The sequence below is a fragment of the Methylosinus sp. sav-2 genome (genome assembly GCF_004366495.1).
Lineage (GTDB): Bacteria > Pseudomonadota > Alphaproteobacteria > Rhizobiales > Beijerinckiaceae > Methylosinus.
In genome coordinates this window covers 354916-380478 of record NZ_SOEJ01000001.1, presented here as the reverse complement: position 1 = coordinate 380478, position 25563 = coordinate 354916, and the positions used below count along the sequence as shown (strand labels likewise).

The window sequence follows — 25563 nt, the reverse complement described above, 5'->3', positions numbered from 1 at the left end:
GCGGGTTCAGAATTTGAAGCCGACCTTGGCCAGCACGGTGCGCGGCGCGCCCGGGTAATAAATGCCGTTGGCCGACGTCTGCTGATAATAGCCGCTGCTGATCTGGCCGATATAGGCGGTGTCGAACATATTCATGCAGGTGACGCTGGCGGTGATCGTTCCCCAGTCGATCTTGTGCTCGTATTTCACGGTGAGATCGAATGTGGAATAGCCGGCGAGCGGCTGATAGCCGGATGTGTCGCCCGCGCGCGAGCCGACGATATGCAGGATCGGCGTGATGGTGAATTCCTCTATGCGCAGATCGCCGCCGATCGTCGAGATGAAATAGGGCACGTCCGGCAATTGCTTGCCCTTCACCCGCGTCGACCAATAATTGGCCGCGGAGGCGCCGGGCAGCAGCGGCAGGTCTTCGACGAATTCGGCGCGCTGATAGCCGAGCGAAGCGAAGAGAGAGACGCTCTCGAGCGGGGAATAATGGACGACGGCCTGCGCGCCGTAATTCTGGCTCTCGCCGACATTGGCGCCATATTGCGTGCCTATGCCGGGATCGTAAGAGACGAGCTTATTGTGGTTGCGCGAGTAATAGACCGTCGGCTCCACATAGCCCGAGCCATAGGCGCCGTCGAAGGACCAGCGCAGGCCGAGATCGAGCTGCGTCGAGGTCTCCGGCTTCATCGAATGCCAGAATTGATCGGCGGTGATTCCCTTGGCGAGGAAGGTCGCCGAATTCTGCTGGAACACCGGCCAGGCGTCATAGCCCGGTCCGCCATAGCCGCCGCCGCCGCTGAATTTCAGCAATAGATCGTCGGTCAGCCGATAGGTGAGCGCGCCGAAGGGCAGAAAAGTGCCGATGGTGAAGGGCTTGACGCTGCGATTGGCGATGACTCCGGAGGAGAGCGCCAGCGCCGTGTCATAGGGCACATCGCCTATGCCGGTCGAATTATAGGCGTCTATGCCCGCCATGCGTTCCCAAATATAGCGCGCGCCCGCCTCCATATGCAGCGGACCGAAGTCGCGGCTCGCGATTCCATAGGCGGAATCGAACACATGCGGCGCGGTCTGCTTGCCGAGGATCGCCCAGCTCGGATTGATGAGGCCGCCGCCCGCATTGGGGGCGAAGACTTCCCAGGCCGTCGGCGGTCCGGGGGGATTTTGCACGCCATGCCAGAAGCCGAGCTTGGCGTCCGTATCCAGCACGCGCGTCTGCAATTCGCTCACCACGCCCCACATGTCGTGGTCGATGATCCATTTGCGGATGCGGCCATTGGCCTGACCGTCGAGATAATAGCCGTCCTCGCGGAAATAATAGGGCTTGAAGACGAAGCGCGTCGTCTTGTCGACCTCTATCGCGATATCGCCGAATGCGGTCCAAGAGTCGAAATGCTGGAGATTATAGCCGTAGTAATTGATCTGGCTGGCCGTCGTCGGGCCTGGATAGGCGGCGAAATCATAGCGGCGGAAGGCGCCGAGATTGCTCGCCTGCTGATAATTCAGTCCCTGATAGCTGTGCTGGTCGAAGCTGCTCTTGGCGACGAAGAATTTCGCCTCCAGCCCATCGACGGGCTTGGTGTCTATGCCGACCGCAAAGCCCGATTTGCCCTGCGGGTCCTTGCCGGAGCCGCGCCATTTGTCGGCGTCGGTGAAGGAGCCGGAGACAAAGAGCTTGGTCGTGCCGTTCAAAATCTCGCCCGAGTCGATGCGGGCGAAAGTGCGCAGAAAGGAGAAGGATCCGACGCTTTGCGAAATCTCGCCGCCGAATTTCTCCGCCGGCCAGCGCAGGCGGCTGTCGAAGCTGCCGCCGACGGTGAAATAGGAGTTCACATCGGAGGGCATTGGACCCTGCCGCAGCACGATCTTGCTCAGATTCTCATTGTCGATGAGCCAAGTGACGCCGGGGCCGGGATTGATGCCGGAGAGCGGCAGTCCCTCCACCGTGCCGATGCTGTTGCCGTGCTGGCTGACCTCGCCGCGAATGCGCAGGCCTTTGTTGCCGCCGGGAAGATTGGCGAGGCCGTAGGGATCGATGGCCGGCGCATCGACGGAGGGCAGCCAGGAGATGCCGCGGATCGGGTTGGAGCCGCCGCCGCCGCTGGCGAGATCGAGCCCGCGCGCATCCGCGGCATAGGCGGTCGAGCTATCGGAGGCCGAGCCGAGAATGGAGCTCTCGGGCTTTTTCTTCGGCGCGGCGGGCGCCGGGCCGATCGAGATTTCCGGCAGCGGGGTGAAGCTCTGCGCGCCGGCGCCATGGGCGGCGCCGAGCAGCGCGGCCAAGGACGCGCCGCCGAGAAGAAGGGAGGAGCCGCGTCTCTTGCGCGCGAACATCGTCATTGCTGTCAGCCTTTCACCGCCCTCGGCCGACGCGCCGCTCGCCCGCCGCTCGATTCGTGATGTAACGCAATTACGTAAATAGGCGTGAGCGTGGCGGCAAGTCCATTATATCGGCAAAGCGATGCATCTAACGCCATATATCTCGATATAGAATATATGTAATTTCTCTAGCTATCGAGATTTCTTCGCCGGCGCGGCGTCGGCCGCCTCCCCTGTCGCCGCCTCCCACATGCCCTCGCCGATGCGGCGCAAGGGCAGGACGGCGCGGCCGGCGGCGAGCTGCGGCCGTAGCCGGCCATGTGTGTCGATCCAATCGTCGGGCGCGGGCGCCTCGGCGTCCGTCTCCAGCGAGACGAGGAAAATGCCGAGCGCTCTGAGCTCTCGCGCCTGCACGGCGCGGTCGAGCCGGCGCAGCCCGCCGAATTCGAGCCAGCGTCCGGACCACCCGCGCGCCGTCAGCCCCACCGCAGCCGCTGCGCCGATGAGGCCGCGCCCTCCGCGCAGGCCGGCGACGCGCAGCCCTTCGATCAAGGGCGGCAGCTCCTCGGGGCGAATCTCGCGCCGGCTGGCGGCGCGGCCGAAGTCGATGAGCGCTTCCGCCTCCGCGCCGGCCACGACGATTCCCGGCGCGCTGGAGGGCGCCGCATTGGCTTCCACATAGGCGGCGGCCTGGGCGAGCAGAAAATCCGCCGCATCGGCGCGCTCGCTCTCGACGACGAGGCAGGAGGCCTTGTTATTGGTCGTCGCCGTCACGCCGGAAAAGAGAATATGGCCGACCGAGCCGATGAAGCGCGTCTCGCTCGCGAGCGTGTCGCCGAATTCGCGCGCCAGCCGCGCCGTGCTGGCCGCCCAGCCGGCGCCGTCTGTGTCGTCCATGCCGATGAGGATGCGCATCAGTCGGCGACCTCGGCGTCGCGTGGGCGCTTGCCTATGGCGATGAGGCGGCCGTCTTTCTCCTCCACCGGCGCGACGGCGCGCCCGCCCCAGAGCCGCGGCGATAGCCAGCCGCCCGTATGAATCAGCGCCTCTGGATCGAGCGCGCGCGCATATTTGTCGATCGCGGCCGCTTCTATGCCGGCCTCGGCCAGCGCCGCCACAGAGATCGGATCGGGCAGGCGGCGCAGCCTTCCATATTCCAGAAAGCGGCCGCACCAGCCATAGGCGGTGAGGCCGACGGCGGCCAGCGCGCCGATGATTCCGTCATTGGTTCCGCCGAGGCCGAGCAGCTCGACGCCAGCGCGGGCGGCCACCGCTCTCGCATGATCCTGCGTCTCGATCTCATGCGTGCAGGAGAGGCCGAATGCGATGATCTCGGAAAGATCGTCGGTCTCCCGCGCGATGCAGAGGCCAGGGTCGGAGCCGTCGCTGGCCAGCTCGGCGATATGGGCGATGGCGCGGGCGGCGAGCACAGGGACCAGCGCCTCGTCCTCTATCTCCACCACGGCGCAGGCCGGGCTGTTGTGCGAGGTGAAGGGAATGCGCGGATCGACGAGCAATTGATGGCGCAGCGCGCCCCAGAGCCGCGCGCCTTCCGGGAGCTTGCGCTCGAACATGCGCACCAGCCGGCCGGTGCCGATCTTCGCTCCGGCGACGTCGGTGTCGTCGAAGCCCATATAAAGCTTCATCCTTCGGCCCTTCCATTCCGCCCGGCGATGGGCGCGAGCCGCCGTGCGCCGAAAGGATCGTCGAACACCGCCACCTCGACGCCATAGAGGCGCGAGATGCGCTCCGCCGTCACCACCGCCTGCGGCGCGCCATCGGCCTCTATGCGGCCCTCGTTCAAAATGGCGATGCGCGTCGCCAGCTGCATCGCATGTTCGGGATGATGGGTGCTGACCAGCACGCCATGGCCGTCGGCGGTAAGATCGGACAAATGCCGCATCAGCCGCAGCTGATAGCCATAGTCGAGCCCTGTCGCCGGCTCGTCCATCACCAAAAGGCGCGCGCCTTGCGCCAGCGCGCGGGCGATGAGCGTGAGCTGCCGCTCGCCGCCGGAAATCTCCGTATAGGGCCGGTCGATCAGCCGCTCCATGCCGAGCCGCGCGATGACGCTTTCGACGATCTCGCGATCCTCGGCGCGGGGCGCGCGCAGCAGGCCCGTCTCCGGCAGGCGGCCGAGCGTGACCACCTCGCGCACCGTATAGGGAAAAGGCGTGACATGTCCCTGCGGCACATAGGCGACGCGCTTGGCGATCTCGCGTCGCGAAAAGGAGGAGAGCTGGAGGCCGTCGAGCCGAACCTCGCCGCTGCTCGCCGTGAGAAAGCCGAGCAGCAGGCGAAACAATGTGCTCTTGCCCGCGCCATTGGCGCCGAGCAGGGCGACGATCTCGCCAGTCCCGAAGCCGAGCGTCGCGCCATTGAGCACGCTGCGCTTGCCGCGCGAAAAATGCAGATCGACGCCGCGCAGCTGCGCGGTCGCAGACGGCGCTCTCACGATACGGCCTCTCGGCGATGCGGGAGAGGGGGCAGGCGTCGCGCCTCTTCGAGACGGCGCGCGCGCCTATCGCTGGCGCCCCCTCTCCCGCGCTGCGGGCGAGCGTCGAGGAGGGGGCGCTCCACTGCCCTCCTCCTCACGCCCAGGCCCTCCGCGCCCGGCCGAGCACGAGGATGAAAGCCGGTATGCCGAGCAATTCGGTGACGACGCCGATCGGTATCTCAGCGCGGGTGATGTTGCGGGCCACGCAATCGGCGGCGATGAGAAAGGTCGCGCCCAGCAGCGCGCTCGCCGGCAGCAGCCGGCTGTTGGTCGGCCCTATGGCGAGCCGCGCCACATGCGGCACGACCAGCCCGACCCAGCCGATCATGCCGGCGAGCGAGACGGACAGCGAGGAGACCAGAGTCGCCGCGATGATGACGCCATAGCGCGTCGCATGCACCGGCACGCCGAGCGAGCGCGCCTCGTCATCGCCCATAGAGAGCGCATCCAGCGCGCGGCCCGCCGCCGCCAGAGCGCCGACGCCGGCGAGGATGGGCAGAGCGGCGCCGCGCAATTGCTTCAGATCGACGGCGCCGAGGCTCCCCATCATCCAATAGACGATCGCGGGCAGCTGATCGTAAGGATCGGCGGCATATTTGACGAGCGACAGCGCCGAGGTGAACAGCGCGCCGGAGATCATGCCGCCGAGCACCAGAGTCACCATGGAGGCGGCGCCGAAGAGATTGGCGACGATGACGCCGACGCCGACCGCGACCAGCCCCATTGCGAAAGCGGAGAGCTGAATGGTGAGAAAATCGCCGGAGAGCAGAATGCCGAGCGCCGCGCCGAAGCCGGCGCCGCCCAGCACGCCGAGAATGCCCGGCGAGACCAGCGGATTGCGGAACACCGCCTGGAAGGACGCGCCCGAGGCCGAGAGCGCGGCGCCGATGAGCCCCGCCGCCAGCACGCGCGGCAGGCGAATCTCCACGATGAGATTATGCAGGAGATCGAAACGCTCCGGGGAAAGCTCGACGAGCCCCAGCACGGCGCCGAGATAGGCGAAAATATCCCCTGGCGCGAGCGGATAGCGTCCGACCGAGAGAGCCAGAACAACGACCGCCAGCAGGAGGAAGGGCAGAAGGGCGAGGCGCATCGGAACCGTCGCTCATTCCATTATGCGGGTGAAATCGGCGTCGGAAATATCAACGCCGAGAAAGAGCCGATAGAATTTTTTGGTCTCGTCCTTCACGTCGAGCGGAAAGCGGGCCGGATAGAAGAGATTGGCCAGCCATTGAATTCCGAGCGCGCGCATATAGCTCGGCGGACGATCCAGCCAGTTGAAGGGCGCATGCGGCACGGTGACGATGCGGCCGTTCTTCACCGCCTCCACATTGCGCCAGAGCGCGCTGCTCTTGGCGAGGGCCGCGAAGCTCTTGTCCTGCGTCAATATCAGCGACGGCTTCAGCGCGACGATCTGCTCGACGCTGATCTTGTCCATGCCGACATGCGAGCTCTGCTCGCAATGATAGATATTGTCGCCCGCCGCAATGACGATCGGCTCCGTATGGAAGCTCTTATCGCAATCGGTCGCGAGCCCGTCGGCGGATTCGGCGTAATAGACGCGCAGCCGCTCCGCCGGCGGAATATCGGCGGTCGCCTTGCGCACGCGGAGAAGCGCGTCGCGAATATAGGCGGACATTTCGGCGGCTTTCGCCTCGCGTCCGACGATCTGTCCGAGAAAGGCGAAAGCGTCGGCATAATCGTCCAGCGTGTCGAGCTTCAAGAAGATCACCGGAACGCCGATCTTGGCGAAGCTCTCCACGACTTTCGCCTTCTCCTGATAGAAGCCGAGCCAGGCGATGATGAGATCGGGGCGCATCGTCGCAATCTCCTCGAGATTGAGCTGGCGGCCCATGCCCGCATTGCTGCCGAGCACGGGCAGATCGAGCGCTTCCTTGCGATAGAGAGATTTCTCGTCGCCGCGCATCGGCACATTGATGCCGATGAGCCGCTCCGGCGCTATGGCGTAGAGCGTCACCGCCACCGGCGGAGCCGCGCCGAAGATGCGCTTGGGATCGGCCGGGATCACGACCTTGCGGCCGGCCATGTCCGTGACCTCGCGCATTTCGCCGGCGCGCGCCGGACCCGCGAGCGCGAGCAGCGCCAGCAGGGCGCAGAGGAAGCTGTTCCGGACGAAGCGATGCGTCGAGGGCATGGGCGAGGCCTTTCGACCTTCGGCGATGGCGGGAAGACGCATACGATATATATGCATCTTATATAGATAGCGACCATAGAGACCGAAGGCTGCGCCGCGCAAGGCCAAATTCTAGCCTCGCCTGTCCTTTTCGAGGCGGCGGCCTGCTGTTCGGCCGATCGTCGGAAAAGAGCGAGCCGGAAGGCTCGCGGTCCGGGGCGGGGATTGGATCGCGAGCCTTCAGGCTCGCACCGAGCGCCCTCGGCCATCGTCTTTCATATCGATATATTCGGCGCATATGCTTTTGAACAGCTGCGGCCATTCCCGCGTATCGGCGGTCATCTGGACGAGATTATAGGCTTCGCCTATCGAGCGACGATATGCGGATATTGACAAAAACCTCCCTGTCGATCGTTATGTAATTATACTATATCGAATCCTTCCGGCCTCGCGGGGACCAGAATCATGAGCCTCATCAAGGAAATCGACTATGGAACGCCGGCTTCCCGCTCCGAGAAGGAAGTCACTCTGACCATCGACGGGACGGAGATCACCGCGCCGGAAGGCACGTCGATCATGCGCGCGGCGATGCAGATCGGCATTGAAATCCCAAAGCTCTGCGCCTCCGACAATCTCCATTCTTTCGGCTCCTGCCGTCTCTGCCTCATAGAGATCGAAGGGCGCGGCAATCTCTCCGCCTCCTGCACCACGCCGGTCATGCCCGGCATTGCGGTGAAGACCTTCTCGCCGCGGCTCGACTCCATCCGCCGCGGCATAATGGAGCTCTATATTTCGGACCATCCTCTCGACTGTCTCACCTGCCCGGCCAATGGCGATTGCGAGCTGCAGTCCATGGCTGGCGCGGTGAGCCTGCGCGAGGTGCGCTATGGCTATAGCGGGCGTAACCATGTGACGGCGCGCCTCGAAGGCCGCCGCAATGAGGATTGGAAGCCCAAGGACAAATCCAATCCTTATTTCACCTATGATCCCGCCAAATGCATCGTCTGCAATCGCTGCGTGCGCGCCTGCCAGGAAGTGCAAGGCACATTCGCGCTGACGATCGAAGGCCGCGGCTTCGACAGCCGCGTCTCGCCCGGCGCCGGCGAGGCCTTCATGGAGTCGGAATGCGTCTCCTGCGGCGCCTGTGTGCAGGCCTGCCCCACGGCGACGCTCACCGAGAATTCCGTCGTGGCCATCGGCCAGCCGGAACATTCCGCCGTCACCACTTGCGCCTATTGCGGCGTCGGCTGCGCCTTCAAGGCGGAGATGCGCGGCGAGGAGATCGTGCGCATGGTCCCTTGGAAGGACGGCAAGGCCAATCACGGCCACAGCTGCATCAAGGGCCGCTTCGCCTATGGCTATGCGCTGCATCGCGATCGCGTGACCAGCCCGATGATCCGCGAGAAGATCACCGACCCCTGGCGCGAAGTGTCATGGGAGGAGGCGATCTCCCACGCCGCCTCCGAGTTCAAGCGCATTCAGGCGAAATACGGCCGGCTCGCTGTGGGCGGCATCACCTCCTCGCGCTGCACCAGCGAGGAGACTTTCCTCGTGCAGAAGCTCATCCGCAGCGGCTTCGGCAATAATAATGTCGACACTTGCGCGCGCGTCTGCCATTCGCCGACCGGCTATGGCCTCAGCCAAGCCTTCGGCACCTCCGCCGGCACGCAGGATTTCGACTCGGTCGCCGAGGCGGATGTCATTCTCATCATCGGCTGCAATCCGACCGACGCGCATCCGGTGGTCGGCTCGCAGATCAAGCGGCGTATTCGCGAGGGCGCCAAGCTCATCGTCGTCGATCCGCGCCGCACGGAGCTGGTGCGCTCGCCCCACATCCGCGCGGCCTTCCATCTGCCGCTGCGGCCGGGAACCAATGTCGCCATCGTCACCGCTCTCGCCCATGTGGTGGTGAAAGAGGGGCTCGTGAATGAGGCCTTTGTGCGCGAGCGTTGCGATTGGGACGAGTATTTGGAATGGGCCGCCTTTGTCGGCGAGGAGAACAACAGCCCCGAGGCGGTGGAGAAATTCACCGGCGTTCCCGCGCATCTCGTGCGCGGCGCCGCGCGTCTCTACGCCACGGGCGGCAACGCCACCATTTATTATGGCCTCGGCGTCACCGAGCACAGCCAGGGCTCGACCACGGTGATGGCCATCGCCAATCTCGCCATGGCGACCGGCAATCTCGGCCGCCCCGGCGTCGGCGTCAATCCGCTGCGCGGCCAGAACAATGTGCAGGGCTCCTGCGACATGGGCTCCTTCCCGCATGAGTTCCCCGGCTATCGCCATGTCTCCGACGACAATGTGCGCAAGCTGTTCGAGGAGGCCTGGGGCGTTCCGCTGGACGGCGAGCCGGGCCTGCGCATTCCCAATATGTTCGACGCCGCCGTCGATGGCGTGTTCAAGGGCCTCTATGTGCAGGGCGAGGATATTCTGCAGTCGGACCCGGACATAAAGCATGTCTCCGCCGGTCTCGGCGCGCTGGAATGTCTCGTGGTGCAGGATCTCTTCCTCAACGAGACCGCCAATTACGCGCATGTCTTCCTGCCCGGAGCAAGCTTCCTCGAGAAGGACGGCGTCTTCATCAACGCCGAGCGGCGCATTCAGCGCGTGCGCCGCGTGATGAGCCCCAAGGCGCGCTATGCCGATTGGGAGGCGACGCAGCTCTTCGCCAATGCGCTCGGCTGCAATTGGAGCTACTCGCATCCGAGCGAGATCATGGACGAGATCGCCAAGCTCACGCCTTCCTTCGCGCATGTCTCCTACGCCAAGCTCGACGAGGTGGGCTCGGTGCAATGGCCCTGCAATGATCTGTCGCCGGAAGGCATGCCGATCATGCACATAGACAAATTCGCGCGCGGCAAGGGCAAGTTCGTCATCACCGAATATGTGCCGACGGAGGAGCGCACCGGGCCGCGCTTCCCGCTGTTGCTGACGACGGGGCGCATACTCTCCCAATATAATGTCGGCGCGCAGACGCGCCGCACCGAGAACAGCCAATGGCATCCCGAGGATGTGCTGGAGCTCCATCCGCATGACGCCGAGGTGCGCGGCGTGCGCGAGGGCGATTGGGTGCGCGTGCAGAGCCGCGCCGGCGAGACGACGCTGCATGCCAAGATCACCGATCGCGTCGCGCCCGGCGTCGTCTACACCACCTTCCACCATCCTCTCTGCCAGACCAATGTCGTCACCACCGACAATTCCGATTGGGCGACCAATTGTCCGGAATATAAGGTGACGGCGGTGCAGGTCTCGCCTTCCAACGGCCCCACCGAATGGCAGGAGCGCTATCGCGAAATGTCGGAGAAGAGCCGACAGATCGCGGCCGCTGGCGAGTAGCGCTGATCTAGCCGCGCGATCTTCGCCGATCATCCAGCCTCGCCGCTCGAGCGGCGAGGCGGTCGCGTTCGCAGGCTGCGCCAGCGAGCTTATCCACAAACGACTCGCTCGCTCGGCGCCTCCGCGCGCCGAATTTTCCCGCGGCTCCAGACGCGCCGCCGGCGTCATCCCGCGTGTCTTTCGCGGCGACTGCGCCACACCTTCCGACAATGATTTTCTGGCCTTTTCGCGATTGTGCGCACGCGTCCGCGCGCTTGCGCAGATGCGTGCGTCCGTCATTGGCCTTAGACGCCAGCCCGGAGTGACTTTTCGAAAAATGCACGCCAGTTTCCGATCGCGATCGGAGAATTTGCGCCATGCGATTGGCTTCGCCAGCATCGAGAGACCGCATTCGTTTTCGTATCGAGCCCGCCGATCTTCTGTCGGCGATCATCGCGCCGATTATCGCGCTCGCTCTGCGCGATCCTCTGCTGCTCGACCCCGGCGATTTTCCGGCGGCATTTCCAGCGCCTTATCAATATGCGGTCATCTCCGCAGGCTGCGCCATCGTCATGATCCTCGCCTTTCGGCTGAGCGATCGCATGGGGCAGTTCTTCTCCCTGCGCGACGCCTTCGCCCTCTGCGGCGCCACCGCTTGCGCGGTCGCTTCCAGCTCGGCCATTCTTCTCGCGCTCACGCGCTTCGAAGGCGTGCCGCGTTCGACGCCCTTGATCTTCGGATTGGTGCTCGTCGCGGGCATGATCGCCACGCGCATGACGATGCGCGCGCTTCACAAGGATCTCTCGCGCAAGCACGAGCTCGACAGCGCGGAGGCCGAGGCCGAATTGCGCCGCGTGATCGTCGTCGGCGTCGATCGCTTCGCCTCGGCGGCGATCAAATTGACGGATTATCTGCGGCCGCGCACGACCCAGATCGTCGCTGCGCTCGACGCGCGCCCAGCGCTCCTCGGCCGCAAGATCGCCGGCGTCTCCATCGTCGGCGACCCCAGCGACATCGGCGCCGTCATCGACGAATACGCCGTCCATGGCGTCGAAGTCGACGAGGTGTGGCGCGCCGAGGACATGACCTTCCTGCCCGCCGATCTTCTCGCTACGGTCGAGGCGCAATGCGCGGCGCGCGGCGTGCCGATCCACTGCATAACGGAAGCGTGGAACTTCATCGCTGCGCCGCCCGCCGCGGCGCAGGAGCTCGGCGCGATCGAGACGTTCGAGACGCCCGCATACTTCAAGGCGAAGCCCGTCATCGACATTTGCGCCGCGAGCCTGCTGCTCGTCGCAGCCTTTCCACTCGCGATCTGCGTCGCCTATGTCGTCTTTATCGATGTCGGCGCGCCCATATTGTTCTGGCAGCAGCGAATCGGCAAGAACGGCCAGAAATTCTTGCTCTATAAGTTCCGTACCTATCGCGCGCCTTTCGACGACAAGGGCCGTCCGGCGCCGGAGGAGCAGCGTCTATCCCGCATCGGCCGCATCATCCGCGCGAGCCGCCTCGACGAAATTCCGCAGCTCTATAATGTGATCGCGGGCCAAATGTCGCTCATCGGCCCGCGGCCGCTCTTGCCGCAGGATCAGCCCGAGGATCCGGGACCGCGACTCAGCGTGCGTCCGGGCGTCACCGGCTGGGCGCAGATCAATGGCGGCGCCATCGTCACGCCGGAAGAAAAAAACGCGCTCGACCTCTGGTACATCAAGCACGCCGGCCCGCGGCTCGATCTCGACATCGTCATTGGGACGCTGCTCGTCGCGCTCGGCGGCGAGAAGCTGAACGGACGCGCGGTCGAGCATGCGATCCGCTGGTATCGCCAAGAGTTTGCAGCGCATGCCGCATCGCGTCGCGATGCCCCATGCGAGCGCGAGACGCCGCGCGACCGTCGCCGCGCGGTCGCGGAACGCGCCGAGAGGCTACCGGCGCTCGACGCGGTGGCGATGGATTACCCCTATCGCGCCGTCGAGCCCAGCTGACCGAGGCGCCGGAGATTTCGCGCGGCGCGCTGTTCGATAGCCTTTTTCACAAGAGTTTCGGTCGAGCAGAGGATGCGCGCCCACGGGAGCAAAGGCCAGATTATGATTGTGTGTCTATTCCGATTTTCGGCGCTCGCCGCCATTTGCGTCACGCTTTCCGGATGCTCTCCGCAGGTCGGCGTGGGCGTCGACCCGTCCTACACCGCCAGCCTTCCAGAGCCCGACACGGCGAGAGCCGACACGGATTTCACACAGAGCGATTATCGCATCTCCGCGCAGGACGTGCTGGAAATAAACATATTCGGCTTTACCAATCTCAGCCGCGTGGCGCAGGTCGACGGCAATGGCCGCATCTCCTTTCCCTTGATCGGCGGAGTCGTCGCCGCAGGTCGCACGGTGAGCGAGCTGGAAGCCGAGCTCACGCGCAAGCTCGCGGCGAAATATCTGCAATCGCCGCAGGTGTCGGTGTTCGTGAGAGAATCGGTCGGGCTTCGCGTGACGGTCGAAGGCGCGGTCAAAAAGCCCGGCGTCTATGCGCTCAAGGGCAAGAACACGCTGCTGCAAGCGCTGGCGATGGCGGAAGGGATCAATGACGTCGGCGACTCAGCGGTGACGCTGATCCGCGTCTCCGATCAAAGGCGCGTCAGCGCGAAATTCGACGTCGCCGCCATTCGTTCCGGCCAGGCGCCCGATCCGCTGGTCTATGGCGGAGACACGATCGTCGTCGATGAATCCTTGGCGCGCACAGGCGTGCAAGTCATCAAATCGGCGGTCCCCGCAATGCTCAGCATCGGAGCGAGACCTTGGTGACGCTCCAAAGTCAACGCTAGAAAGGTCGTTTTTGGAATGAGCGCGGATCAAAGGCCAGAGACGGGTGCGTCTGCCGTCGCTCTCGACGCCACGCAATCGGAGCGAGCGATCGTCGCCGGCAGACGCTACTCTGCCCCTTGTGACGAACGGCAGCCGAGCTTCGACGAGAATAGCGGCGCCTCGAACTTCCTCAAATATGTCGGCTTGCTCATCAAGTATCGCATTCTCGTGGCCGCTATCTGCGCCGGCGCGATATTCTGCGCCTTCGTCATCACATTCCTGATGCCGCGAATCTATACGGCGACGACGACGATGCAGATCGATCGCGAGGCCGCGAAGGTCGTGCGCATTCAAGACGCGCTGGTGGAGAAAACCGACGATCCGCAATTCTACACGACTCAATACGAGCTTTTGAAGAGTCACGCGCTCGCCGAGCGCGTCGTGTCCTCGCTCTCCCTCGCGGACAAGAAGGGCTTCGTCGATGTGGAGGTCTCTCTCCTCGGGCGCGTGCTTCAAGGCCTGTTCGAGCGACGCGAGGAGGAGCCCGAAAATGTCCGCAGGCGACGCTTGGCGGTCGACGCCGTGCTGAAAGGCCTTGCGGTGCAGCCGATTCCGATGTCGCGCATCGTGAAGGTCAGCTTCAGCAGCAAAAGCGCCATTCTCGCGCAGCAGGTCAGCGCAGCGGTCGCCGAGAATTTCGTAGCGATGACGCTGGACCGCCGCTACAGCGCCTCCGCCTATGCGCGCACTTTCCTCGAGGAGAAGCTGCAGCAGGTGAAGCTCAAATTGGAAGACTCCGAGAAGCAGCTCGTCGCCTATGCGCAACGCGAAGGCATTGTGAATGTCGATGACAAGCTCTCCATCACCGGGGCCAATCTCAAATCGCTCAACGACTCCCTCGGCGCCGCCATGGCGCAGCGCATCAAGGAAGAGCAGCTGTGGATGCAGGCGCAGAGCGGCAGCGGATTGGGATTGCCGCAGGTGCTGGACGACAAGAGCATTCAGAAAGCCCGCGAACGCCGCACCGAGCTGATGGCGGAATATCAGGACAAGCTCGGCGTCATGAAGCCGGACTTTCCAGAGATGAGGCAGTTGCGGGCGCAGATCGCGGAATATGATCGCCAGATCAGGGAGCACGTCGAGTTCATTCGTCAGGCGATCAAGGCGCGCTATGAAGCCGCGCGCGATCAGGAATCGTCGTTCCTCAAGCGCATCGAAAGCCTGAAGGCAGATGCGCTCGATCTGCGGGATCGCAGCATTCAATACACTATTCTGCAAAGAGAGGTCGACACCAACCGGTCCTTGTACGACGGCCTGCTGCAGCAATATAAGGAGGTCGGCGTGACCGGCGCGATCGGGACCAACAATGTCTCGGTCATCGACAAGGCGGAGCGGCCGAAGAGCCCGTCGAGTCCGCGGCTGCTGAAGAATCTCGGCCTCGCCATTGTCCTCGGCCTGCTCATCTCGGTCGCGACGATCGCGGTGCGCGAATTTCTCGACGATACGTTCAAGATTCCGGAAGAGATCGAGGAGGCGCTCGGCCTCACCGTGCTCGGCGTCATTCCACTCGTGCGGCGGGATGACGAGAAAGCCCGCGACCCGTCCTATTCTGTCGCGAACGAGGTCATCGGCGATCCTCTGTCCTCAATGGCGGAAGCCTATCGCTCGCTGCGGACGTCGCTGCAATTCTCGACGGCCACGGGCGCGCCCAAGACGCTCCTCGTCACGAGCTCGCGGCCAGGAGAGGGCAAGTCGACGACATCGGTCTGCATCGCGGCCAATTTCGCGCAGCTCGGAATGCAGGTGCTGCTGATCGATGCAGATATGCGCAAGCCGTCGTTGCACGACATACTCTCCGTCGACAACAGCAGCGGCCTCGCCAATGTGCTGACCGGGGCATTGGACGCCTCCGCCGCCGTCACCGAAAATCTCATCTATGGCGTCACCTTCATGTCGTCCGGTCCTGTGCCGCCGAATCCCGCGGAGCTTTTGGCCGGACCGCGCTTCGCCTCGCTGCTCGCGCTGGCGCGAGAGAAATTCGACATTGTCGTCATCGATGGTCCTCCGGTCGTGGGCCTCGCCGACGCGCCCCTGCTCGGCAGCATAGTGGATGGCGCTGTGTTCGTGGTCGATTCGATGCACACGCGCCGGCGCGTCGTCCGTGCGGCGGTCAAGCGGCTGGATTTCGCACGCACGCGTATTCTCGGCTGCCTGCTGAATAAGTTCGACGCGACCAACGTCGGTCATTCTTATGGCTACGCCTATGGCGACGCTTACGGCCACGGTCCTGCCTATGGCGGCGAATATTTCGGCTATGGAGCGAAAAACCAAAAGGATCGCGCAATTTCCGCGACGATGGAACAGTGACGTGCCGAGAAGCAGGGCATTGCAATGCGCGCTCGCTCTCGCGTCGATCCCGCCGATGGCGGCGCGCGCGCGCGAGCTGCCATTGCCCGACGACGTGCTCGAGGTCATTCGCATCGCGGCCGGCTGCGAGGAAACGCTCGAGGAGGCCGCGCGGCGCTCCGGCAAGGACAAGAGCTATGTGAAAGCGGCGGCGGAATTTTATGTGCAGCAGATCCTGTTCTTTCCTACGGCCGACAGCCATAGAATTCTCGGCGTGCGTCCCGGCGCGAGCCGCGCCGATATGCGAAAGCATATGCGCTGGCTGATGATCTGGCTGCATCCCGATCACGCCCATGCCGAATGGAAGACCGTTTTCGCGCGTCGAGTGCTCGCCGCGTGGCGGGAGGCGCAAGAATCGCCGGATCGACGCAAGATTCAGGCGAGCGCGCGACGCGTGGCGGCGCCGATGCGCCATATCCCATGGGTTCCGCGACCGATCGAGCGGCGTCCGTCGCGATTGCTGATGCCGTCGCTTTTCCTCATCGCGGTCGCGATCATCGTGATCGCAATATTGGTTCCGAGCAGCTTCGTCGAGGCGGAGACGTCCTGGCTCGCGACATTTCTGCTTCGCGCGGTCGAGGCGCCGAAATCGGGCGCCGGATCATAGGCGCGCGAGGCGACATCGGCGCAGCCGAACGGCTCCTCTATCGCGCGTCAGCTTCGACGCGTCCAATTTCATGCGGATTGGAGATTTCAAAATGCAGCACGACGTCAATTTTCAACAAGAGGCGAAGCGCGCCGTGCTCGGGCTCGGCGATGTCGAGGGCCTGCGCTACAAGGCCGGCGACGGCGTGCTTCACGTCATTGTTTCGGACCCGCCGAACCACAATGCGCTGACGAAAGCCGCGACCGATAGTCTCTATGAGACGCTTCGCCGATTTCACGAGCTGCCCTTCGATCGTCTCGAGATCGCTTTCGATACGGCCTCGGGCTCGGTCGCTTGCGCTGGTCTCAATCTGAACGATTTCGAAGCCGCGGCGCGGCGCGTCAGTCCTGGCGAAGATCTGCTGGGCGAGGACAATTATTTCGTCCGCGTGACGCAGCTTCTCCGCGAGCTCGGCCGCAGCGTCCCGACAATGGCGCGCGTCGAAGGCCATCTCGTCGGCGCCGGCGTCGAATTGGCGCTCAGCTGCCGCGAGGTCGTCTGCGCGCGATCGGATATAAAAATATTGATGCCGCATCTTCGGATCGGCGTTCCTTATCATACATTAGGGCTCTGCCATATGGCCGGGCTCGTCGGATGGGATGTCATGTCGCGCGCCATGGTGACGGACGCCATTCCCGTGCTGCTGTCCGAGGTTCTCGCCGATCGCGAAAGGATAGAGCGCTTCACCCTGGCCGAGCGGATCGCCGACGCGAAAATCGCGATCGACCGCATGGCGGCGGTCTTTCAAGGACGCCCGGCGCGCATCGGCGACGCCTTCTTCACTGTCGAAGATCGAACGGGCGAGACGCGCAATATCGCCGAAGCGCATTTGCTGCAAATCCTCGCTCATGTCGCTTTCGTCGATGAAATGGACGATCTGTCGACGGCGCTGCACGAGATCATCGACGCGCCGCGCGTGCGCGCATCCTCATGCGTCGGAGCGCGCTTGGCGGAATCGATCGCGGCGCATCGCCAGAGGCCGAAGCGTCTCAATCGCCACTTCTCGAAAGCGATCGGCGCTGGCGAGGAGTCAGGCGATGGCGAAAGCGCTCGCATCTCGATGCCGAATTGAGGCTCATCGCGATGGAAGCGCAGCGTCGGTGGAATCGAAGGAGTGAGCGCATGGACGATATCGGTCTCGAACAAGGATTGCGCGAAAGAAGAGCCATTCGGCATTACAGCGATGCGCCGGTCGACGACGCATTGCTCGCGGAAATATTCGAGCTCGCATCATGGGCTCCGTCGCCGGGCAACACGCAAGCCTGGAAGGTGATCGTCCTTGGCCATGACGCCTCGAAGGATGTGATCGCGCGCTTCGAGCTCGCCGGATGGGAGTCCGTCTTTCCGGTGCTGGAGCAGGTGCTGCGCAATGGCGGCGCGGAGCCTTCCAAGGTCGACGAGCGCAGGCCGGCGACGGCGGATGAATGGAGGCGCTATGTGACCGGCATGTATCGGCGCTTCTTCGAGGTCAAAGGCGCGCCGCGGCTGGTGCTCGTCTATCGCACCGCGGACCGGCGCAGATACGTCGATCTCGTGCGCTTGTCGCTCACTGCGCTGCTGCGGCGGGCGGCGCGCGAGCCGAGCCTTCTGCAAGGGCTGCGCTGCTTTTTCGCATCGCTGCGCAACGTGCCCGTGCTGGTGCGCGTCAATGCGTTGACGCGCACTTTCGGATTGGCCAATTTCACTTATGCGCTCACGCTCGCCGCGCAATCGCGTGGCCTATCGACCTGCATTCAATCCAATTATCTCAATGTGCAGCGCGATCTTCGACATTATCTCGGTCTCGGCGCGGAGATCGATATCGTCGCTTCCATATTGATCGGCTACAAGGCCGACGATGCGCTGCCGGCGCCGGAAATGTTCCGAACGCGCAAGCCCGTCGCGGTCGATTGGATCGAGACGACGCCCGGAGTTGTTGCAGCGCGTCGCGACGAGCGGGTTTTCGAAGCGGCCCAGTGAGCGGGGGCGGCTCAGCCGCCCTTGCGCATCAGCATTCCCTTGGCGGGATCATAGGCGATGAGCGCGCCGGCGGAGAAGAACGTCGTGTAGCCGGCGACGGCGGCGAGCGAGTCCCAGGAGATTTTCTCATAAAAGGCGAAGCGGATCAGCTCCACCGCATGGGTGAAAGGATTAACGAGGCAAATCCAATAGAGGACGGGGCTCGACTCCTGCACGCGCCACAGCGGATAGAGCGCGGATGAGGCGAAGAACATCGGAAAGATGACGAAATTCATCACGCCCGCGAAATTCTCGAGCTGCTTGATCGCGGATGAGAGCAGCATGCCGAGCGCGCCGAACATCAGTCCCGCGAGCACGAGCGCCGGCAGCACGGTGAGATAGCCGAGCGGCGTCGGCGGCTCGATCTCCCAGAAATAGGCGATGAAGAGATAGGCGTAGACTTGCAATATCGACACGGCGACGCCGGCGAGAAGCTTGGCGCCGAGCAGATACCAGCGCGGAAAGGGCGAGACCAGCAGCGTGCGCATATTGCCCATCTCGCGGTCGTAGACCATCGACAGCGAGGACTGCATGCCGTTGAACAGCTGGATCATCGCCATCAATCCCGGCGTGATATAGACCTCATAGAGCACATAGGTCTCATAGGGCGGGATGATGGAGACGCCGAGCACTTGGCGAAAGCCGGCGGCGAAGATCAGCAGCCACACCAAGGGACGCACCAGAGCGGAGACGAAGCGCTCTCGCTGATGCAGGAAACGCAAGGCTTCGCGCCAGATCACGCCGGCGAGGCAGATGGCGTATTGGCGCGCGGTGAAGCCGCTGGTTTCGGTCGTCATCGCTGTTCCGCTTTGTCTTCGGGCGCGCGGCGTGAGGGCCGCATCATGCCGCGTCTCGCGCCTTGGCGCCGGTCAATTGCTCGAATGCGGCGCCGATCGACTCTGTCGATGTCGCCGCCATTATATTCGCCGATGTGTCGGCGGCGAGAACTTTGCCCTGATGGAGCACGACGACATCATCGCTTGGCGTCACCTCGTCGATGAGATGCGTGGTCCACAGCACGGCGAGCTTGCGCTCGGCGACCAGCGCGCGCACTTGCGCGAGAATATCGGCGCGGGCCTTTATGTCGAGGCCGACAGTCGGCTCGTCGAGCAGCAGCACGCGCGGCTCATGCAGCAGCGCGCGCAATATCTCCACGCGGCGCATCTGGCCGCCGGAGAGATCGCGCGCCTTGTCCTTGGCGCGATCCGCGAGGCCGGCGCGCTCCAGCAAGGCCTCCCCACGGCGCTTCGCTTCGGCGGGGCCTATGCCGTGCAGCGCGGTGTGATAGACGAAATTCTGCATCACGCTCAATTCGAGATCGAGCGTGCGCGCCTGGAAGACGACGCCGAGTCGGCGTAGCGCCGCGCCGCTCTCGCGCGCGACATCATGGCCGAAGATCTCGATCTTGCCTTCGCGCGCGGCGTAGAGGCGTGTGATGAGCGAGAACAGCGTGCTCTTGCCGGCGCCATTGAGGCCCAGCAGCACGGTGAAGCTTCCCGTCGCGACGGAGAAGCTCACATCGTCCAGCGCGCGCCGAGCGCCATAGCTGTGTCCGATATGCTCGACGTTGAGCGCGAGCGGTTCGTCGGTCATTTGCCGGCGACCGCAATGCCCCAGGGGAAGGCCCCGACGGGGATCGACTTCAGCACTTTGAGGCTGGCCGCGTCGACGATGGAAATATCATTGGAGACGCCATTGGCGGTCAGGAGATATTTCTCGTCCGGCGTGAAGGCGAGATGCCAGACGCGCTGGCCGACGAGCAGATATTTTTCGATTTTCTTCGTCGCCGTGTCGATGACGGCGACGCGATTGGCCGGGCCGAGCGCGACGAAGGCGCGCTTGCCATCATTGGTGAAGGCGATGCCGATCGGCTGGATCGCCTCCTTGGAGAGGCCCGGAATCTCGAAGCGGATTTTCTGCGTCACCTTATGGCTCTGCGGATCGATGACGGCGACCGTGCCGCCGATCTCCGACGACACCCACAGCTCGGAGGCATCCGGCTTGAAGGCGGCGAAGCGCGGACGCGCATCGACCAGCACATTGGCGATGATCTGCTTCGTCTGCGTGTCGATGAGATGCGCCATATTGGTGGTCTCGGACGTGTTGACGAGAATGCGTCCGTCCGGGCTCACCGCCATGCCTTCCGGCTCGACGCCGACAGGCACGTCGCCGATCTGGCGCTTGGTCTTGGTGTCGATCATGGTGACGAGATTGTCGTTCTCATTCGACACATAGACGGTCTTGCCGTCGGGGCTCAATATCATCAGCTCGGGATCGGGACCGGAGGGCAGATTGCCGGTGATCTTGAGCGTCTTGGTGTCGAGCACCTGAATCGTGTCGTCGTCGCCCGCGCAGATATAGACTTCGGAATTGTCCTTGGAGATCTCGATGCCGCGCGGCCGGCGGCCGACCTTGATCGTTTTGATCGCCTCCATCTTGTCGGTGTCGATGATGGTGACGCTATTGCCTTTCTCATTGCTGACATAGGCGGTGAAGGCCTGCGCCGGAGCAGCGAGAAGAAGAGCCGCGACCGCAGCCGAGCAGAACGCGCGTCCCTTCTCCCACTCGCGGGAGAAGGCGTCGCGCGAATGCGCGGCGGATGAGGGCGAGTCGCTGAGCTGTCTCGAATGGACCCTCATCCGACCCGGCTGCGCCGGGCCACCTTCTCCCGTAAACGGGAGAAGGAATCGCGCGCCGAGATTTCTGATCGCTTTCATTTCAGCCTGCATTTGGTTTCGGGCTTGTCGACGCCCAATGTGTCGAGCTCGGAGGTCTGATGCAGGAAGCCCTCCTGCGGCGACACCGAGACAATCATGCGGCCGTCGCCGAGCAGAATAGGCTGGCGCAGCTGTCGATTCCAGGGTCGCAGCGACAGGCGCACGCCTTTGAAGGCCGCAATGGTGAACTCCGGCCCCAAGAGATAGTCGCGCAGCGCCTTCGGATCGGCCGAGGAGGCGCGCGTGGCGGCTTCGCCGATCATGCGCGCGGCGACCCACGCCTGATGATCGCGGGCGTTCATGCCGCGGTGAAACTGCGCGCGAAAGCGATTTTGCAGCTGCACGGCGCCCCATTGCTCATGCGAGGCGTCCCAGCTCGTCGGAACGAGGCCGGCCGAGCCCGCCACCGGACGCGGATCGAAATTGCGATAGGGCAGATAATTGCCGAAAACCTCGCTCTCGTCGGCGGCGATCAGCACGTCATAGCTGGCGCCCTGCGTCAGCGGTGGAATCAGCCGTTGCGTCTGCACGCTGCCGGAATCGGAGCGGCGTCCGCCCTCAGTGTCGACATAGACGCGCTCGTCGACGATCTTCGCGCCGAATTTCTTCGCGCTGGCGCGATAGGCCGCGGCGAGCAGCTCGTCCTGCGGATGCGAGCCCTTGATGACGAGCCAGCGGCGCCATTGCTTCCAGACGAGATATTGCGCCAGCCCGTCGGTCAGCATGGAGCGCGTCGGCGCGACATGAATGACATTGGCGCGGCAGTCTTCCTCGCGCAGCCTATCGTCGGCTGCGCTCACATTGAGGACGAGCGTGTCGCGCGATTTCAGCGCATCGGCGACGTGTAGAAGATCGTCGGCGGGAAGATCGGCGAGTATCGCGACGGCGCCCTGGTCGAGCAGCTTTTGCGCGGCGGCGACGGCGTCATCGCCGGGCGCGAGCTTCTCGTCGATCGCCTCAAAGCTCTGATTGGTGAAGCGGCCGGTGGTGTTATCGTCGGCGACGCCGATCAGCGCGCCGGCGAGCGTGTCGTCCTCGGCCGGCAGGTCGAGGATCGACAGAGTTTCGCTCGAATGCTGCTGGCGCAGCACGCCGAATTTCACCCGCAGCGGCTCGGCCGCGGCGGGCATGATGGCGAGAATGGCGGCGACCGACGCCCCGATGACGCAACGCTTGATCATGACGCGTGTCGGCCGCTCCTTTTTTTGTTCAGCGAATCAGCTTCAGCAGCGCCTGACCCGCCTTGGACTTCAGCTCCTTGGCGTCGAGCGTGCCTTCGTTGTCCTTGTCCGCCGCTTTGAACAGCTTGCCGACGAGGGCGAGATATTCCTCTTTCGTGAGCGTTTTGTCATCGTCCGGATCGGCGGCGGCGAAATCTTTCTTGCCGATGCGCGCGCCGACCTCCTTGCGGTCGACCGTGCCGTCATTGTCCTTCTCGAGCTTGTCGAAGACGGCCGCGGCGGCCTTGCTCACCTCGGCGAGATCGAGCGTGCCGTCATTATCCGTGTCGAAGCTCTTGATCGGCGAAGGCGCCGCGAAAACAGGTTGCGCGACCATGGCCGATGCGAGGCACAGTCCAGCGCCGAGGGCGATAATGTGAAACTTGGCCGTCATATCTTGCCTCCTTTTCCCGACGAAAATCGCGAGATTCTCCCAATATAGTCGGAGCCGGCCGATCACACAAAGCGTACATATGCACGCGGCCCCGCTACAGATCGTCGCCCTCGCGCTCGTCCGCCTCGGGCGGCTCCTCCACCTCGGGCAGCGGCAGCAGCACCTCTATCCGCGTGCCGCCTTTCGGCCGCGGCTCCATGCGCATCAGCCCGCCGAGCGCATGGACGCGCTCGCTCATGCCGATGAGGCCGAGGCCGAATCTGCGCTCGTCCGGCAGGCCGACGCCATCGTCCTCGACGAGAACGCGCAGCGCCTCGGCGCCGCCCGCCTCTGCGAGCTCCGGCGGCGACTCGACGAATTCCAGCCGCGCCTCGGCATTGGCGGCGGATGCGTGACGGAAAATATTGGTGAGCGATTCCTGCACCACGCGATAGGCGGTCAGCGCGATCTTCTCGTCGAGGCAGGAGAGATCATGCGCGATGCGCAGCGATAGCCGCACATCGGCGCGGCTGCCGGTCCAGGAGGCGAAGAGCCCGCGCAACGCCGCCTCGAGGCCGAGCTCGCTCATCGCCGGCGGGCGCAGCCGCTCGAGCATTCGCCGCAGCAGCGTCTGCAGCGCCTGTCCGGCGGCGTCTATATTGGCGCAGGTTCGCCGCAGCAGCTCGCCATCGGGAAAATTTCCCGAGGCCGAGGCGACGAGCGTCGCGGCGCCGGCGCGGATGGAGAAGAGACATGGGCCGGCTTCGTCATGCAGATCGCGGGCGATGTCGCGGCGCTCGGAATCCTGCACGGCGAACAGCCGATCGATGAGCGAATGATTCTCCTCCGTCACGCGATCGAGCGTCGCGGCGAGCGAATTGAGCTTTTGGGAAATATTCCTGAATTCGGAGGCGCCGCGCAGATCGAGACGCACATCCTTCTCGCCCGCCTCGAGCCGCGCCAATCCGCGCCCCAGCGAGTCGAAAGGCGAGAGCGTGCGGCTCAGCAGCGTCAGCACCAGCGCCAGCATTAGCAATGTGACGGCGAGGCTGATGGCGCCGAGCCATAGGAGGTCCGACCAGATTTCGGCGAGCTCGTCTACCGGATCGAAGATGATGGCGATGTTGCCGTATTGGACGTCGCCGATGCGCGCGGGGATGATGTCGATCTTGGGCGTCGGCGCGAACAGGCTCACGAACCAGTCGGGCACGCCCGTCTGCATCTCCTTGCGCCACTTCGAGTCGAAGCTCGGCGCGATATCGTCATTGGGCAATATCTCTATCTCTATGTGGCGCAGATTGCGCAGATTGTCGAACAGCCTGCGCAGCGCGGGGATCGGGTCCTTGGTCTCCTGCACGCTGGCGAGCGCGGTCTCGACCAGCTCATGCGCCAAATGCTCTATGCTCTCGGCCTCGGCGCGCACGCGCGGGCCGGCGTGGCCGATCATGATCGCTACATTGACCGCGAGCATTGCAGTGAGGACGATGGCGATGAGCCAGCCGAGCCTCGCCTTCAAGGACATGGAACACTCCCATTTTCGCGTCGCGTCGGCGCGAGGCGCCGGTGATTGACAAACAAGATTTTGTATTCGCATAGTAATCTTCTCTAGAACAATGGCTATGCCCGATGCGCGTGCTGATCGTCGACGACCATCCCATGGTGATTGCCGGATGCCGCGGCATGTTGTCCGGGCAATCGGACATAGAAGTGCTGGAGGCGCGCGACGCTGACGCGGCGCTTGAGGCGCATGCGTCCGCGCAGCCGGACGTCATCGTGCTCGACATAAATCTTCCTGGGCTCTCCGGCTTCGAGCTGCTGCGGCGCATGCTGAAGCGCAAGCCGGATACGAAGGCGATCGTCTTCACCATGAATGACGATCCCGTCTTCGCCGCGCGCTCCATCGAGCATGGCGCGAAGGGCTATCTCGCCAAGAGCGAGGATCCGGCGCAATTCCTCAAGGCGGTGCGCATGGTCGCGGCGGGCGAGCGCTATCTCTCCAATCAGGTGGCGCAAAAGCTCGCCTTCTTCGATCAGAAGCACGGCGCCAATCCGCTCGAGGGGCTGAGCGGCCGCGAGCTGGAGATTTTGCGCCTGCTCGCGGAAGGCAAGGGAATGGCGGAGATCGCGCATATCATGCGCGTGTCCTACAAGACGGTGGCGAACAGCTGCTCGCTGCTGAAGCGCAAGCTCGGCGCCCGCTCGCGCGCCGATCTCATCCGCATCGCCGTCGAGAATAAGCTCGCGAAAGAATTGGTGTGACCCACGATCGTCGTGCGCGCTCCTTCTCCCGCGTGCGGGAGAAGGTGGCCCTCGCGTTAGCGAGGGTCGGATGAGGGCGCATCGTGTTCAGAATTGCCGATTTATCCGCGCGGGAATTTTTAGACGTTTATTTCGGGAAGTTTTGGAAGCGAACCCCCTCGCGCCCTCATCCGTCGCGCATTCGCGCGACACCTTCTCCCGCGCGCGGGAGAAGGAAGAAACGCCCCTTCACGCCAGCCGCTGCTCTATCGCTATGCGCACCAGATCCATCGGCGTGCGCGCGCCGAGCTTGCGCTTCAGCAGCGAGCATGTGTTGGCGATCGTCTTGTAGGACACATGCACCGCATCGGCGATCTCGGTCATGCTCGAGCCCTTGCCGAGCAGGCGCAAAATCTCCAGCTCGCGCGAGCTCAGCTCCGCCAGAGGATTGGCGAGCGCCGCGGTCTTGTCGAAGGCCAGCCGATTGGCGAGCCGCGGCATCAGGAACACGCCTCCCGCCGCCACCTCGCGCACCGCGCGCAGCAGCAGAAACGGATCGTCGTTCTTGGTCACATAGCCGCGGGCGCCGGCCTCTATCGCGCGCGCGGCGAAGATCGGATCGTCGTTCATGGAAAAGATGACGATGCGCGCCTCTTCGTCGTGGCGCAGCATGCGGCGCGTCAGCTCGAAGCCGGAGGCGCCGGGGAGGTTGATGTCGACGACGGCGATATCCGGCCGCCATTCGACGAAGAGCGCCAGCGCCGTCTCCGCATCGCCGGCGTCGCGCGCTTCTATGTCGCCCTCGCCGGAGAGCATGGAAGCGCAGCCGGAGACGATGATCGGATGATCGTCGACGATCAGGACACGCATTCTTTGCTCGCGACGCCTCGTTTCGGGACGCTTCGCTTCGAAGCGCCGGC

21 protein-coding genes are annotated in these 25563 nt (G+C 64.0%); 8 read left to right on the top strand and 13 right to left on the bottom strand.

What is annotated here, in order from left to right:
- Nucleotides 1-6: 6 nt before the first annotated feature.
- The 6 genes from EDE12_RS01775 to EDE12_RS01750 all read right to left on the bottom strand — a co-directional run bounded on the left by EDE12_RS01775 (nucleotide 7) and on the right by EDE12_RS01750 (nucleotide 6959).
- Nucleotides 7-2328, bottom strand: coding sequence for a TonB-dependent receptor (locus tag EDE12_RS01775; RefSeq protein ID WP_026599882.1), 2322 nt, complete (start codon nucleotides 2326-2328; stop codon nucleotides 7-9).
- A 171-nt stretch (nucleotides 2329-2499) separates the two neighbouring features.
- Nucleotides 2500-3222 (bottom strand): hypothetical protein, encoded by a 723-nt coding sequence (locus EDE12_RS01770; RefSeq protein ID WP_026599883.1) that lies wholly within the window; start codon nucleotides 3220-3222, stop codon nucleotides 2500-2502.
- Nucleotides 3222-3953: a hypothetical protein gene (locus EDE12_RS01765; RefSeq protein WP_026599884.1), complete on the bottom strand. Its 732-nt coding sequence runs from the start codon at nucleotides 3951-3953 to the stop codon at nucleotides 3222-3224. Before EDE12_RS01765 ends, EDE12_RS01770 begins: the two co-directional genes overlap by 1 nt.
- Nucleotides 3950-4762 (bottom strand): ABC transporter ATP-binding protein, encoded by an 813-nt coding sequence (locus EDE12_RS01760; RefSeq protein WP_026599885.1) that lies wholly within the window; start codon nucleotides 4760-4762, stop codon nucleotides 3950-3952. Before EDE12_RS01760 ends, EDE12_RS01765 begins: the two co-directional genes overlap by 4 nt.
- A gap of 136 nt (nucleotides 4763-4898) precedes the next feature.
- A complete protein-coding gene (locus EDE12_RS01755; protein ID WP_026599886.1) occupies nucleotides 4899-5897 on the bottom strand; it encodes an iron ABC transporter permease in 999 nt (332 codons plus the stop codon).
- Between the two features lie 12 nt (nucleotides 5898-5909).
- Nucleotides 5910-6959 carry an ABC transporter substrate-binding protein gene (locus EDE12_RS01750; RefSeq protein WP_026599887.1) on the bottom strand — a complete coding sequence of 350 codons (1050 nt, stop codon included), beginning with the start codon at nucleotides 6957-6959 and terminating at the stop codon, nucleotides 5910-5912.
- Nucleotides 6960-7403: 444 nt separating this feature from the next.
- Here EDE12_RS01750 and fdhF point away from each other — a divergent pair, with 444 nt between their 5' ends.
- The 7 genes from fdhF (at nucleotide 7404) to EDE12_RS01715 (ending at nucleotide 18056) form a co-directional block, all read left to right on the top strand.
- Nucleotides 7404-10274 (top strand): formate dehydrogenase subunit alpha, encoded by a 2871-nt coding sequence (gene fdhF, locus EDE12_RS01745; protein WP_026599888.1) that lies wholly within the window; start codon nucleotides 7404-7406, stop codon nucleotides 10272-10274.
- Between the two features lie 356 nt (nucleotides 10275-10630).
- Nucleotides 10631-12235: a sugar transferase gene (locus EDE12_RS01740; RefSeq protein WP_245275831.1), complete on the top strand. Its 1605-nt coding sequence runs from the start codon at nucleotides 10631-10633 to the stop codon at nucleotides 12233-12235.
- 102 nt (nucleotides 12236-12337) lie between these two features.
- A complete protein-coding gene (locus EDE12_RS01735; protein WP_024878293.1) occupies nucleotides 12338-13045 on the top strand; it encodes a polysaccharide biosynthesis/export family protein in 708 nt (235 codons plus the stop codon).
- A gap of 36 nt (nucleotides 13046-13081) precedes the next feature.
- On the top strand, nucleotides 13082-15412 hold the full coding sequence (locus tag EDE12_RS01730; RefSeq protein ID WP_026599889.1) for a polysaccharide biosynthesis tyrosine autokinase: 2331 nt from the start codon (nucleotides 13082-13084) through the stop codon (nucleotides 15410-15412).
- A 1-nt stretch (nucleotide 15413) separates the two neighbouring features.
- On the top strand, nucleotides 15414-16058 hold the full coding sequence (locus tag EDE12_RS01725; protein WP_134187964.1) for a hypothetical protein: 645 nt from the start codon (nucleotides 15414-15416) through the stop codon (nucleotides 16056-16058).
- A 91-nt stretch (nucleotides 16059-16149) separates the two neighbouring features.
- Nucleotides 16150-17169, top strand: a complete 1020-nt coding sequence (locus EDE12_RS01720; protein ID WP_166671816.1) for an enoyl-CoA hydratase/isomerase family protein — start codon at nucleotides 16150-16152, stop codon at nucleotides 17167-17169.
- A 50-nt stretch (nucleotides 17170-17219) separates the two neighbouring features.
- Nucleotides 17220-18056, top strand: a complete 837-nt coding sequence (locus EDE12_RS01715; RefSeq protein ID WP_026599891.1) for a nitroreductase family protein — start codon at nucleotides 17220-17222, stop codon at nucleotides 18054-18056.
- An 11-nt stretch (nucleotides 18057-18067) separates the two neighbouring features.
- On the opposite strand, the gene EDE12_RS01710 is transcribed toward EDE12_RS01715, so the two are convergent.
- The 6 genes from EDE12_RS01710 to EDE12_RS01685 all read right to left on the bottom strand — a co-directional run bounded on the left by EDE12_RS01710 (nucleotide 18068) and on the right by EDE12_RS01685 (nucleotide 23927).
- Nucleotides 18068-18892 (bottom strand): ABC transporter permease, encoded by an 825-nt coding sequence (locus EDE12_RS01710; RefSeq protein ID WP_024878298.1) that lies wholly within the window; start codon nucleotides 18890-18892, stop codon nucleotides 18068-18070.
- Between the two features lie 43 nt (nucleotides 18893-18935).
- Entirely contained in the window at nucleotides 18936-19688 is a 753-nt protein-coding gene (locus EDE12_RS01705; protein ID WP_026599892.1) for an ABC transporter ATP-binding protein, read from the bottom strand.
- A complete protein-coding gene (locus tag EDE12_RS01700) occupies nucleotides 19685-20734 on the bottom strand; it encodes a YVTN family beta-propeller repeat protein (protein ID WP_036291304.1) in 1050 nt (349 codons plus the stop codon). Before EDE12_RS01700 ends, EDE12_RS01705 begins: the two co-directional genes overlap by 4 nt.
- A 74-nt stretch (nucleotides 20735-20808) precedes the next feature.
- Nucleotides 20809-21993 carry an ABC transporter substrate-binding protein gene (locus tag EDE12_RS01695; protein ID WP_026599894.1) on the bottom strand — a complete coding sequence of 395 codons (1185 nt, stop codon included), beginning with the start codon at nucleotides 21991-21993 and terminating at the stop codon, nucleotides 20809-20811.
- A gap of 28 nt (nucleotides 21994-22021) precedes the next feature.
- Complete coding sequence (locus tag EDE12_RS01690; protein ID WP_036291307.1) at nucleotides 22022-22426, bottom strand: calcium-binding protein; 405 nt, start codon at nucleotides 22424-22426, stop codon at nucleotides 22022-22024.
- 94 nt (nucleotides 22427-22520) lie between these two features.
- Entirely contained in the window at nucleotides 22521-23927 is a 1407-nt protein-coding gene (locus EDE12_RS01685; RefSeq protein WP_026599896.1) for a histidine kinase, read from the bottom strand.
- Between the two features lie 104 nt (nucleotides 23928-24031).
- Between EDE12_RS01685 and EDE12_RS01680 the strand changes: the two genes are divergently transcribed.
- Nucleotides 24032-24664: a response regulator transcription factor gene (locus EDE12_RS01680; RefSeq protein WP_026599897.1), complete on the top strand. Its 633-nt coding sequence runs from the start codon at nucleotides 24032-24034 to the stop codon at nucleotides 24662-24664.
- Nucleotides 24665-24892: 228 nt separating this feature from the next.
- On the opposite strand, the gene EDE12_RS01675 is transcribed toward EDE12_RS01680, so the two are convergent.
- Nucleotides 24893-25513, bottom strand: coding sequence for a response regulator transcription factor (locus EDE12_RS01675; RefSeq protein WP_024878305.1), 621 nt, complete (start codon nucleotides 25511-25513; stop codon nucleotides 24893-24895).
- Between the last annotated feature and the right edge of the window lie 50 nt (nucleotides 25514-25563).